This is a genomic window from Actinacidiphila oryziradicis (assembly GCF_005047355.1).
GTDB classification, from domain to species: domain Bacteria; phylum Actinomycetota; class Actinomycetes; order Streptomycetales; family Streptomycetaceae; genus Actinacidiphila; species Actinacidiphila oryziradicis.
The window spans coordinates 47302-60069 of the sequence record NZ_SUMC01000015.1 but is presented as its reverse complement, the minus strand read 5'-3'; the positions used below and the strand labels follow the sequence as shown (position 1 = coordinate 60069).

Genomic DNA, 12768 nt, shown 5'->3' with positions numbered 1-12768 from the left:
GTCACTATGAGTGGCGTTGCACCCACCCGGAAGACAACCACGGGAACGCGACGATCGCCGAGGTGGCGGCTACGCGTTGCGAACACAGCGCCGAGAGAAAGGACCGAACGATCTCAGTAGAATCGAACCATCCCGTCAGCAGCGTCGATCTTGACGTACCCGTCCCGGCGCGGCAAGGGAACGAGACAGGTGAAGTGCTCGGTCGCAACCATGTGCTGGGCCTTGATGGGCTCCGTGGCTTGGCTGCACTGTACGTGCTCCTATTTCACTGCTGGCTACTAACCTTTCCGGGGTTTCCCGACAACTCGGGTCCCTCCTGGCTGGGCTGGCTGATGTACGGGCGTCTCGCCGTTGTCTTCTTTCTGGCTCTGTCCGGTTTCTCCTTAGCTATCTCTCCAGCGCGTAACGGTTGGCATCTGGGCGGCGTTCTTCGTTTCCTGCGTCGGCGCGCTTGGCGAATTCTGCCTCCATACTGGGCGGCACTCACGTTGAGCTTGATAGTTGCTCGGTTTGTGATGCCCGCCTCGCATTTTGGACCGCCGAGCGACAAATCGATTCTGGTGTACGGTCTCGTAGTCCAAGACATATTTGCGGCTCCAACGCCGAATGGGGCATTCTGGTCGATCGGCGTGGAGGCGGAGCTCTATCTCGTCTTTCCGTTACTCCTTGTAATCCGGCGGCGGCTGGGGGCAGTAATCCTGGTTGCGTGCGTGACTCTCCTGGTGGTCGCACGCGGCTTGTCAGCGGCAAACGCCTCCCCGGTAGAAGGTATGAACTGGCTAACTCCGAATCTCGCCCCTGTATTTGTTGCCGGCCTGGTTGCCGCGGGTGTGATTGTTGCACCTGAGAAGGCCCGGCGCCTGCCATGGCATTGGCTCACCGCCCTGGCCGCCATGCCAGTTTTGACACTTGTTTCCATCAAAGGATCGGTTTGGACGGTAGACCATTATTTCTGGGTGGATCTTGACGTCGTGCCCGCCATGACGATGCTCCTTGCGGCGGTTGCTACAGGCAGACCCGCCTTCCTCATGTGGCTCCTGGCTACGCGACCCATTCGCAGCCTCGGCAACTTTTCATACAGTCTCTACCTCATCCATTTGCCGATTGTCATGATTGTCAGTCGAAAAATCGCCCCGCAGTACGTATTACCCGGCTTACCTGCATTCTGGTTCACGCTGATGCTGGGACTGCCCGCTTCGGTGCTGGGAGCACGACTATTTGCCAAGATCTTTGAGATGCCTTTCAAGCGGAACCGATCTTGGAAGTCCATGTCCTCGGCAGGACGTTCACGCTGGGCAGGCATGCGTTTGAGCCTCCGTCAGCTGCTTCACGATGACGAGCCTGATAAGAATTGACGATGGGCTGCGGGAAGATGTAGGTCGATGGCAGATCCAGGGCAACTTCAAAGTCGCATGCATCGTGGGATGCTCTCTGCATCGGTGCTGGTCACGGTCGGTCTCAACCTGACCGAGCTCGGCAGAGCGGATGATCGTTGGGTGGAACTCGGTTCGCGACGATGCGGCTCGGCAGCTGTCGCCGTCCTGTTCACCTGCGAGTCGATAGCGTCCGCGCCATGCTTTCTTGAGCATTGAGAAGCTCGTCACCGTGCTCGAGTGTCCAGCGTCCGAGCGCCTTCATCGGGCCGTCGACCAGGCTCTCGCCCAGGTTGGTCAGACGGTATTCGACTCGAGGTGGGGCCTCGGCGTAGGCGCGGCGGTTGACCAGCCGGACGCCATGGTCACCGGGGGGAAGGGGTCCTACGGGTGCGGGCACGCGGCGCCCCGAAGCGGGGAACCGGCGGCAGTGGCGACACTGCCACCATAGTGGTTGACGGACCGCACCCCGGCTCCGCGTCCAGCCGGGGTTGCCGGCGGACGCCGGTGCGTCACCGCGGGGTCCGCCCCCGTGTACGCATCATTGGCCTATACATGCCAACCCGTTGCCCCTATCCTGAGCCGGACGTCATCAAAGAGCGCTCTCACTCGCTTCGGTCTCACCCCCCCAGACGGAAGAGGAAGTGTCATGAGACGCAAGATCGGTATGCTCATCGGCCTGTCCGCCTTGCTCGCGGCCGCCGTGGGAGGCACCGGCTCCGTCGCGGCGACCGCCGCTCCGGCCACGGACTCTCACGTCACGGCCGACTCCCGAGCCCTGGACCCCGTGGTCACGGCCATGGCCCGGGACCTGGGCCTGTCCAAGGCCGATGCCCGGCGGCAGCTAAGCCAGGAAGCAGCCGCCACACGTGTCGCGCCGAAGGCGAAACAGGCCGCCGGAACCTCGTACGGTGGTTCGTGGTTCGACCCGGCGAGCGGTAAATTGGTCGTCGGCGTCACCGACGCCCACGCGGCTGCGGCCGTAAGAAGGACCGGGGCGGCCACGGCGGTCGTGGCGCACACCGCCGGACAACTGAACTCGGCGAAGTCCGCGATCGACGCGGTGGCCAGGAAGCACAAGGCCCCGGCCGGCGTGAGCAGTTGGCGCGTCGACCCCCGGACCAGCAGCGTCGTGATCGACGTACGAACCGACGCCGCACAGGAACCGGCGGTGCGCACGTTCATCGCCCAGGCCGAGCAGCGCGGCACCGCCGGGATCGTCACCGTGCACCGGACGACAGACGCCGCCCCGACAACGTTATCAGCAGGCACAGTCGGCGGAGACCCGTACTACAGCCACGGCATCCGCTGTTCCATCGGCTTCTCGGTGTACGGCGGTTTCGTCACCGCGGGCCACTGCTCCCAGGTAGGGGCAGCCGTCTACGGCTGGGACAACTCCTACATAGGCAACTTTCAGGCCGGTACCTTCCCCGGGAACGACTACTCCTGGGTGAACGTCGGCAGCGGCTGGTGGACCGTACCGGTCGTGCTCGGCTGGGGCACCGTCTCCGACGCCCTGGTACGCGGCTCCGCCGAGGCACCGGTCGGCGCCTCGGTATGCCGCTCGGGGTCCACAACCCACTGGCACTGCGGCGCGATCCTCGGCACGAACGAGACGGTCAACTACAGCCAAGGCAGCGTCTACGGGCTGACGGAGACCAACGTGTGCGCCGAACCGGGCGACTCCGGCGGCTCCTTCATCAGCGGTGACCAGGCCCAGGGCGTCACCTCCGGCGGCTACGGCAACTGCACCTCCGGCGGCGAAACCTGGTTCCAGCCGGTCAACCCGATCCTGGCGGCGTACGGCCTCACGCTGCAGACGGCCTGACGACGGCGCGGCGACCGCCCTCCGGCCTGCCCCGGTTCGCGACGAGCCGGGGCAGGCCGGCGCGGACCCGTGGGATCCTGTTGACCATTTCGATGGCGGTGGCCGCATGGCGTTGACCTGCGGAGACACCTCCCACTCCAGGGCGTCCACGTCAGCTCAGTAACCCGGGCGTGAAGGCCCGGGCTCGCGCTCATGAAGTCCTGTCAACTGACGGCCTTCAGGGTCGCCGCGACGATCGGGCCTGCAAACTTGTAGCCCTCGCCGCTGTTCGGGACGATAGCCGCAGCGGCCACGTCACCGCGGTACGCGACGAACCAGCTGTTGGGTTTGCTCTGCCCGTCGACCTCGGCAGTGCCAGTCTTGGCGCCGATGTCGCCGCTGAGCCCGGCCATCGCCGGGGCCGCCGTCCCGGACTGCGCGGTCAGCCGCATCATGGAGCGGACCTGCGTGGCCACCGAGGCGCTCAACTGTCGTGGAGCCTTGGCGAGCGTTCGGCCGTCGACCGACGGCGAGACGATGAACGGCTGGTGAAATCCGGCGGCCCTGACGGTCGAGACGACGGACGCCATGGCCAGCGGGCTCATCAGGTCTTTGCCCTGCCCGATGTACGACATGGCCTTCAGCGAGCCGGCAGCAGCGGGGACGCTGCCGCTGTAGGCGGGAACGCCGACGGTCCAGTTGAGCCCTATTCCGAAGACGTCGTGTGCCTCATTGGAGACGGCGGCGTCGGGCATGAACGTCGCCGTGGAGATGAAAGCCGTGTTGCAGGACTGGGCGAAGTCCTGGGCCATGGTGGCGTTTTGAAGCGAGAAGTTGTTTACGTTGTGGAAGTTCTGGCTGCCGTACTGGTAGTTCTTCGGGCAGTTGAGCGGCTTGTCCGGGGCGACCTTGCCGGTCTCCAGCGCCGCCGACGCGGTGATCAGCTTGAAGGTCGAACCAGGTGCGTAGGTGCCACTCATCGCCTTGTCGTATCCGGCCGCCGGCTGGTTGGCGATCGCAAGGATCGCGCCGGTGCTCGGCTGCATCACGACCGTTGAGGCGTCCGGCCCCTTGGTCTTGACCGCCCGCTCGGCCGCCGCCTGCAGATTGGCATCGACCGTCGTCGGCAAGGGCCTTCCCGCCTTGCCGTGGGAAAGTTGATGCAAGACCGCGCCCGGCTTCCCTCCCGCGCCCTTGACGCGGATCTCGGTCCCAGGTGAGCCGCCCGTCGCGGTGCCATAGGCCGCCTGCAGCTGGCCGAGGACCGGGCCGAGTGAGGGAAACTCGGCCGCGGTCAGCACCTTCCCGTGCCGGTCGAGGATCCTCAGCGCAGGCGCGGGCGTGTGGTCGATGCCCAGCGTCTGGCCGGCGCTGAGGGTTGGATACAGCACGGACGGCGCCCACTTGACCACCGCGCGACCCGAGGAGTCACGGGCCACCCTCAGCGCCGAGTCGTAACGCCAGCTCGATTGCTGGCCGTTGTAGCGGTACCGGGCATTGACCAAGAACGGCACGGTCGTGCCCCTCGCGGGCCTGCTCGTCAGCGCGATCGAGGTGGCGTGGAACTGGGTGCGGAATGCGGCGAGCCGGTCGGCAGCCTGTGCTGCGTTATCCGTCAGGCCCGCAGCTTTCCGGACGTCGCCGGAGGACCACGCGGCGAGGAAGTCACTCGCGGTGTGCGCCACCTCGGCGGCCGACAGGGCAGTTATGATCTTCCGCGAAGGTGCCGCTGCCAGGGCGGAAGCGGCGTCCCCGGTGGGCTTACCGTTCGATGTGCCCTGGAGCAGGGTGTAGCCGCCATACCCAGCCGCGCTGACCATGATCGAGCAAGCCCCACCTATGAGGGCACCCTTCATGCCTCGCCGCATCCGTACGTTCGCCCGGGTCGATCCCTGACGTGCATGGCGCGCGGGAACTCTGTGCGAGCCGCCGTCCGCCGGGGCGGCGTACGGTCCGGACGCTGACGGGGACGACGCAGGTGTTGACGGGAACGCTCCGCGCTGGGCGGGGCGCGCCCGGCCGTCCGACTGTGACGGCTTTCGCCGCTGCTCACTCATGCTTCCAGCTCCTCGGACAGGCGGCTTCGCCTGAAGGCGGCGATGGACATCCGTACACCCGGATGTGGCCCACGCCGGGCCACACGGCACTTGGAACCATGACGTCCCCCCGGCCCCACATGGTTCCCACCCGCCTCCATGTCGAACAAATATCACACCCGTCGAATTCCGAAGTACTTCAACCTTTCCCACAAACGGGACAGACAGACGCCATGGCACCGCCCGCCGAGAAGCCGAAACGCCGCTCAGCAGATGAGTCGCGGACTTGCCGTACAGCGGCGCAGCACAATCGCATGACAGACCGCCGGATTACTTGCGGCCGGCCGCCCAGGGATTCCCCGGGGCCTGAGCACCGTTGTGCCGTGTACGGGGCGGCGCCTGACCCGGCGCCGCCCCGTATCTGTTCGCAGCGCCTACGGCGAGCAGACTCTCGTAGTGAGAGTGAGCTTGCACAACTCGCATGAGCCACCTATATTCACGAGAGTCCACTCTCGCGAAAAGGAAACGCATCATGCCCACCAACACTGCCTCCACCGCCAGCACCGCCAGCACCAGCACTTCCCGGACCGTCGACCTGGCCGGCGGCCTGGCCCTGACCATCGAGGAGTACGGCGTCAACTCCGACGGCAGTGCTGTGCTGCTGCTGCACGGCGGCGCCGGGCCCCGCACGATGGCCGGTCTCGCGACCGCGCTGTCCGAGCATGTGTACGCCATCGTCCCGACCCACCCCGGCTTCGACGGCACGCTACGCCCGGAGTGGGCCGACTCCGTCGCCGACCTGGCCGTGGCCTACCTGGACCTGCTCGACACCCTCGACCTGACCGGGGTCATGGTGATCGGCAACTCGCTCGGCGGCTGGATCGCCGCAGAAATGGCCCTGCGCGACACCCGCGGCCGGATCGGCGCCCTGACCCTGCTCAACGCGGTCGGCATCCACGCCCACATGAAGAAGAACGCGGTCGTCGACCCCCGCACCCTGGCCCCGGCCGAAGTGAGCAAACTGTCCTTCGCCAACGCGGCCTTCCGCCCCGACTTCTCCTCCTTCAGCGACGAGCAGCGGGCCGCGGCAGCCGCCAACCAGAAGACCATGGCGATATACGGGGGCGACGCGTTCACCCACGACCCGAAGCTGCGTGGCCGCCTGCACCGGGTCACCGTGCCGGTGCTGGTCGCCTGGGGCGAGCAGGACGGCATCGCACCCCTGACCTACGGCCGCGGCTACGCCGACTCCTTCCCCAACGGCCACTTCGCACCCATCCCCGAAGCCGGCCACTTCCCGCACATCGAGCAGATGGGACGCACCCTCGGAGCCATCGGCGCCTTCGTCGACACCGTCATGAAGCCCGACGAGGCCGCCTGAGCTGCACGGACGTAGTTATCGGCACACACGAGACTCTGTCGCCCGATTCGCAGTGAGGGCCGATTCGATCAGCCTCACCAGCACGTTCACCGTTAGCCGCCAGTCGGTTTCGGCAGGTCGGCCGAATCGGGCGACAGAGTCGCACAAGCCCCGCCGCCTTCTTCGCTGGTTACCGCTCGCCTCAGCAGGGCGTACACGAGCTGACCGACAACGACCTGCGCAACTGGCGACCCGCCCTGGCCACCCGTCGCGGCGGCCGGCGTCCGAACAAGGGCTGATCACCCCGGCGCGTTCTTCCCAGCCTCCCTCGCGCAACTGGGAAGAACGCGCCATCACAAGAAGCGCAACCCGCCGTCCGGAGTTCCTCGAGCCAGCGCCGATACGCGGGAAGTTCCAGAGCATGTCCAGCGCTACCGTCTGCCCCGGCCGATCGAAGACCCTCTCAGCGTCACGCCGCCCTCCCAGCGCCGCCTTCAACAGGGCCTTCGGATCAGAACCTTCTCCACATCATGCGGCACCTCCCATGCGGAGCCACTGACGGGTGACGCTTCGCGCACAGCGTCGCAGCCGGACGCCGCCGCCTGCGCGTCGGCGACTATCGCGTCATCTACACCATCGACAACGGAGAACTGGTCGTGTAGGTCGTTCACGCCGGACACCGATCCACCGTCTACGACAAATGAATCCACTGACACAGAACCGCTGTGGAGTCATCTGCTGGACCTTCGGGAGCGGCTCCCAGCGGCCGGAGTCGACGCCCCCGTGCCGGCCGGGGACCCTGCCCGCGATCCCATGGCCGTCACCCGTGCGCGGTCCGAAATGCGGAAGCAGACGTTGGAAGGGCGAGCAGTTCCGCTACGCTCGGCGTGATGAGCAGCGTCACCGCCTTGAAGTCCTGGCTCGCCGGCCGTACCCGCGAGCAGCTGGCCGAGTTGCTGGAGCAGCGGGATCTGCCGCAGGCCGCCGGGTACGGCAACCGGGGCCTCACGACTTTGGGGCAGCTCGCCGAGCATCTGCTGACCGGCCCTTGCGTCAGCGGTGCGCTGCGGGAGGTCACCCTTGGGGATCTGCAGGTGCTGATCGCGGCGGCCCGGATGGCCGAGCGGCTGCATGGTCCGCTGGAGGGCGGCGTGCCGGCAGCCCCCGGACAGTTCGGGTACCGGGCCGTGCGGGCCGGGCAGGATCCCGCCGAGCGCGCTGTGCCGCGCGGGCAGCTGCTGGACTGGCTGGCGGACGGCGCCGAGCAGCGGGCGGACGCGGAGGCCGCGTTGGAGCGGCTGGCGGCGCGGGCGCTGGTCCTGCCGCCGCACACCGCGAAGGTCTCGGTGCCGCTGCTGTTCCACCAGCGGGTCGCGGAGCTCCAGGGGCTGGGCGGCCCGGCGGACGCGCTGCTGTCCGCCGCCTACAACGCCCCGGAGATCCACCGCATCGCCGAGGGACTCGGCCTGCCGAAAGCCCGTACCCGCGACGCCGCGCAACTGCAGATCGCCGCCCTGCTCGGCGACCCGCGGCGGGTGCGGGAGCTGGTGGCCACGGCCCCGGGCGAGGCGCGTGATCTGCTGGACAAACTGGTGGCCGGACCCGCGCTGCTGCGCACCCACTGCTTCACCACCCAGTACGGGTACTATTCCGGCCCCAACTCCAAGTTCCTCTTCCGGGCCGGGGGTTCCGGCGACCCGGGCACCGACTGGCTGGCCGCCCGGGGCCTGGTGGTGCCCGTCGGCACCGACCTGGCCGAGCTGCCCTACGAGATCGGCCACGCTTTGCGCGACGATCACGCTCGTCCCGCTTTCCAGCCCGCCCCGCCACCGGTCACCGCGGTGGTGCCGCTGCCCCGCACCGCCGCCGGCGAGGCCCAGTCGGCCGCCGCAACCGCGGTTTCCCGGGCGGAGCTGCTGCTGCGCGCCACCGCCGCCCAGCCCCTGGCCGTACGCAAGGCCGGCGGGATCGCGGTGCGGGACACCAAACGGCTGGCCAAGGCGGCCGGCGCCGCGGAGCAGCAGGCCCGGCTGTGGCTGGACCTCGCCGCCAACGCCGACCTGATCGCCCCGCACCGCGCCGAAGTGCCCGCGCCACGCGGCCGCAGGCCCGCACCGCCGCCCCCCGCCCGGATGCTGCCGACCGACCGCTACGACGACTGGCTGGCCGCCTCCCCCGCCGACCGGCTGCTGCCGCTGCTGGCCACCTGGGCGGTCACCCCCGAGGTGTTCAGTTACTGGCCCGACCAGGAGGAGACGCCGGTCGCCCTGATCTCCCCACAGGATCCCATGGCGGTCCCGCTGCGCACCGCGCTGCTCGACGCCCTGGCGCACCTGCCGCCCGGGCAGGGCCTCGCCCCGGAGCGCGGAGGTACGCCCGGACCGGAGGCGGCGGCCCAGCTGCTGGCCTGTGCGGCATGGTTCCAGCCCGCTCTCGCCGATCCCGGCCAGGACACGGTGGCCCGGGCCGTGGCCACGCTGCACGAGGCCGAGATCCTCGGGGTCACCGCGCACGGCGCCCTGACCGCGGCCGGACATGCGGTGCTCGCCCTGCTGCACGCCGGCGCGGCCCGTCACTTCCCCACAGTCCCCGGCGCCGGGCCCGACCTGAGCGACCACCCGGCCCTCGCCGCCGCCGTACGGGCCCTGGGCGAAGCCCTGTCGCACCTGCTGCCCCCGCCGCAGACCACCGCCCGTTTCCAGGCCGATCTGACCGCCACCGTCACCGGCGCGGCCTCCCCCGAACTCACCGATCTGCTCTCCACCACCGCGGACCGCGAGTCGGAAGGCCACGCGGTGGTCTGGCGGATCAGCCCCGCCAGCCTCCGCCGCGCCTTCGACAGCGGATGGGACGCGACCGAACTCCTGGAACGCCTGGCAGCCGTCTCGGAAGGCGGCGCCGCCCTTCCGCAGCCGCTGGAGTACACCGTCAAGGACACCGCCCGCACCCACGGCCGGATGCGGGTCGTCCGCTCCGCCTGCTGCATCCGCTCCGACGACGAATCCCTCATCACGGAATTGTCCAAAGTCCGGGCCCTGACCAAACTGGGACTTCGCCGCATCGCCCCGACCGTCCTGATCAGCACCGCCGCCCCCGACACCACCCTGGCCGCGCTGCGCACCGCCGGCTACGCACCCGTCCTGGAAGCCGAAACCGGCACCACCGTCATCGAACGCGCTCCCGACGAACGCGCCCCGGCCACCATGCCCTCCCTCGCACAGACCCGCCACCACTACGGCCCAGGACCGCACACCGCCCCGGCGCTCGCCGCCGAACTGCTCACCACCCGGTGACCCTGTAAGACTCTGTCGCCGTAAGACTCTGTCGCCCGATTCGGCCGACCTGCCGAAACCGGCCGGCGGCTAGACGGTGAACGTGCTGGTGAGGCCGCGGTCTTGCCGATCCCCGGCTCACCCCACAAGATCACGGGCAGGTCGGCGGCCACGGCCAGAGTCAGGGCCTCCAGTTGTATGTCGGGGCGCGGTTCAGTGGTGGCGTCGCGCAGCAGGGCCAGCAACTCGCCGGCGACATCAAGCTGGGAGGCGTGGGCTGGGTCGGAGGGGGTGCCGGTTGCAGCGAACGGGGTGTACGTGGGCATGTTCGATCACCTGTGGGTTCGTGGTGGGCCGGGTGGGTGCGGGGGACGGAGGTCCCCGGGTCAGCAGGAGGTCGCGTGGCGCGGGTAGGAGCGGCGGTCACGGGGACGGCGACGATCTGGGCGGATCCGGCCGGGTCCAGGTCCGACCAGGCCTGCCCTGAACAGTCCATATGTGATCCGGCGCAGCGCGGCCGCCTCCAGTTCGTCCCGTAGAGCGCCGGTGCGCAGCAGTGCATCGGGGCCCAGCAGGCCCTCTACGACGGCCAGCACACCGGCGGTGTCGCCATGGTCCAGGCGTTCGCGGACGCCGGCGAGGCAGTCCGGATGACGGTGCGCCTCATCGATTGTCTGCAGGCAGGGAAGCGGAGTACCGGTCAGTGCGGCCAGCAGTTCCTCCCGGCGGATCTCGGCCGGGTCGTGGTCCAGCGGGGCCAGTACCCCGTTGACCAGGCCGATCCGGTGCTGAGCTCCCCGGCACTCCACGAGGCGCGGTTGTCCTGCCCGGTCCGGAATCCGGGACGAACCGGCTGGCGAATGATCCGGTACCAGTGCCGAGGCGACCAGCGGGTGCAGCCGATCGACCTCGATCAAACCGGTGCGGATCAGTTCCAGGTCGGGTAGCACCCAGGTCGCCGCGTCGGGCAGGACCGGCAGCGCGCAGGCGCCGCCATCGGCGGACGCCGCCGCGCACCGCAATTCCGGATGGTCCCTGACCACCGGGTTGTGGTCAGGACGTGAGTGCCGCTCGTCGACGGAACAGTTCCTCGGCGGCGGTCTGGGCTCGGTCGCGTACCCGGTTGGCGTCGACGCTCAGCACCTGGCCGCCGTCGACGAGCATTCGGCCGTCGATCCAGACGTGGTCGACATCGGAGGCGCCGGCGGAGAAGACAAGGTGGGCGGCGGCGTTGAAGTCGTCGCCGTGCAGCAGGGGGGTGGTGTGGAGGCTGCGGAGGTCGACGGTGACGATGTCGGCCTTCTTGCCGGGCTGCAGGGAGCCGGTGATCGTGTCAAGGCCGAGGGCGCGGGCGCCTTCCAGGGTGGCCATGGCGAGAATGTCCCACGGATCGCCGGTGGTGGGGTCCAGGGTGGTGACCTTCTGCAGGAGCGAGGCGAACTTCATCTCCTCCAGCAGGTCGAGGTTGTTGTTCTCCTTCTCGCCGTCGCTGCCCAGGCCCACAGCGATGCCCTTGCGTCGCATGTCGATCACGCGGGCGGGCCCGGAGGAGAGCTTCATGTTGGAGCAGGGACAGTGTGCGACGGAGGTGCCGGTCCGGGCGAGGAGCTCGATCTCCCGGTCGTCCAGCCAGACGCAGTGGGCGATGACGGTTCGGGGTCCGAGGATGCCGCGGTTGAAGAACTCCTCGATCGGGCGGCGGCCGAACTGCCGCAGCGATTCCTGGACTTCCCAGATCGTCTCGGAGGAGTGGGTGTGCAGGCCCGTGTCGAACTCTTCAGCAAGGTCTGCCGCAGCCTTGAATGCCTCGGCACTGCAGTAGAAGAGGTGCTCCAGGCCCACCCAGGAACGCACTCGGCCGTCGGCGTAGGTGCGGTAGTTCTCCAGAAGCCGCCGGTTGGTCTGGAGTGTCTCGAAGTAGTCATAGCCGGGCAGGTCGGCGACGTACGGCACCAGGGTGGCGCGGATGCCGATCTGTTCGGCGGCGTGCGCGGAGCCTTCCATGAAGCGCCACATGTCCATCACTGAGGTGGTGCCGGCCCGCAGCGATTCGGTGTAGCAAAGGAGTGCGGCGGCCTCCGCGATCTCGGGCGTGAGGGCCTTGTGGGCCGGGTCGACGTAGTCACGCAGCCAGTCCCACAGTGACTTGGACTCGGCGGTGCCGCGCAGCAGGCCGGAGTGCAGATGGCAGTTGTGCAGGCCGGGGATGACGGCGCGGCCGGTGGCATCGACGACGACGGCGTCGGCAGCGGCCGCGTCCAGTTCCTCCACAGTGCCGACGGCCGTGATCAAGCCGTTCTCGATGAGGACGGAGCCCGGGTCGTAGACGGTCTTGCGGCCTTCGCAGGGGATGACGATCCCGCCTCGGATCAGGGTCCTGGGCTGAGTCTGCGGCATGAGTGGCTCCTTGGGCGCGGGCGGTGGGTCAGTTCCAGAATCCGTCGTGGACCGCGGCGGCGGGTGCGTGCAGCGAAGGCCCGGAGACGGACGTTGGGCGCTGGCCACGGGCGAATACCTCGCGGCAGGGCAGCGACATGGTGGGGTTGTCCGGGTTGGCGCCGGTGACAGCGAGGAGTTCGTCCTCGCCGAGGGCGTAGACGACTCTGCGGATGCCGCTCCAGTACACGGCCCCCGCACACATCGCGCAGTGCTCGGTGCTGGTGTAGAGAGTGGACTCGGGGAGCTGCTCCCGGCGGTACGTACGGCAGGCCAGCCGCACCACGTTGGTCTCGGCGTGCCCAGTGGCGTCCTGGCCGGTGACGACGGTGTTCTCGGCTTCGAGGACGATCTCGCCGCCCAGGACCAGCAGGGCACCGAAGGGGTGATTGCCGTGTGCCCGGGACCGGGCGGCGATGTCGATCGCGGCGAGCAGGTGCTTCTCGTCATCGGCGGGGGTGTACGGCACGGGGGCTCCCAACAG

7 protein-coding genes and 4 pseudogenes are annotated in these 12768 nt (G+C 68.6%); 5 read left to right on the top strand and 6 right to left on the bottom strand.

Annotation, left to right across the window (positions count from 1 at the left end):
• Nucleotides 1–62 precede the first annotated feature (62 nt).
• Nucleotides 63–1355: an acyltransferase family protein gene (locus FCI23_RS17770; protein WP_246143787.1), complete on the top strand. Its 1293-nt coding sequence runs from the start codon at nt 63–65 to the stop codon at nt 1353–1355.
• Between the two features lie 190 nt (nt 1356–1545).
• Here the strand turns inward: FCI23_RS17770 and FCI23_RS17765 are convergent.
• A pseudogene (locus FCI23_RS17765) lies at nt 1546–1725 on the bottom strand (winged helix-turn-helix transcriptional regulator); the annotation flags it as partial.
• Nucleotides 1726–2022: 297 nt separating this feature from the next.
• Between FCI23_RS17765 and FCI23_RS17760 the strand changes: the two are divergent.
• Complete coding sequence (locus tag FCI23_RS17760; protein WP_246143786.1) at nt 2023–3201, top strand: S1 family peptidase; 1179 nt, start codon at nt 2023–2025, stop codon at nt 3199–3201.
• Nucleotides 3202–3404: 203 nt separating this feature from the next.
• Here FCI23_RS17760 and FCI23_RS17755 read toward each other — a convergent pair whose 3' ends face one another.
• Nucleotides 3405–5000: a penicillin-binding transpeptidase domain-containing protein gene (locus FCI23_RS17755; RefSeq protein WP_246143785.1), complete on the bottom strand. Its 1596-nt coding sequence runs from the start codon at nt 4998–5000 to the stop codon at nt 3405–3407.
• Nucleotides 5001–5748: 748 nt separating this feature from the next.
• Between FCI23_RS17755 and FCI23_RS17750 the strand changes: the two genes are divergently transcribed.
• From FCI23_RS17750 to FCI23_RS17740, 3 genes and pseudogenes are all read left to right on the top strand, one after another.
• Nucleotides 5749–6597 (top strand): alpha/beta fold hydrolase, encoded by an 849-nt coding sequence (locus tag FCI23_RS17750; RefSeq protein WP_136724871.1) that lies wholly within the window; start codon nt 5749–5751, stop codon nt 6595–6597.
• Between the two features lie 558 nt (nt 6598–7155).
• A pseudogene (locus FCI23_RS17745) lies at nt 7156–7238 on the top strand (type II toxin-antitoxin system RelE family toxin); the annotation flags it as partial.
• 228 nt (nt 7239–7466) lie between these two features.
• Nucleotides 7467–9869 (top strand): helicase-associated domain-containing protein, encoded by a 2403-nt coding sequence (locus FCI23_RS17740; protein WP_136724870.1) that lies wholly within the window; start codon nt 7467–7469, stop codon nt 9867–9869.
• Nucleotides 9870–9961: 92 nt separating this feature from the next.
• Here FCI23_RS17740 and FCI23_RS59725 read toward each other — a convergent pair.
• The 4 genes and pseudogenes from FCI23_RS59725 to FCI23_RS17720 all read right to left on the bottom strand — a co-directional run.
• Nucleotides 9962–10174: pseudogene (locus FCI23_RS59725) on the bottom strand (AAA family ATPase); the annotation flags it as partial.
• A 60-nt stretch (nt 10175–10234) separates the two neighbouring features.
• Nucleotides 10235–10870 (bottom strand): annotated as a pseudogene (locus tag FCI23_RS17730) (hypothetical protein); the annotation flags it as partial.
• A 31-nt stretch (nt 10871–10901) separates the two neighbouring features.
• Nucleotides 10902–12245: an amidohydrolase family protein gene (locus FCI23_RS17725; protein ID WP_136724869.1), complete on the bottom strand. Its 1344-nt coding sequence runs from the start codon at nt 12243–12245 to the stop codon at nt 10902–10904.
• Nucleotides 12246–12273: 28 nt separating this feature from the next.
• Nucleotides 12274–12753, bottom strand: coding sequence for a nucleoside deaminase (locus FCI23_RS17720; RefSeq protein ID WP_136724868.1), 480 nt, complete (start codon nt 12751–12753; stop codon nt 12274–12276).
• Nucleotides 12754–12768 lie beyond the last annotated feature (15 nt).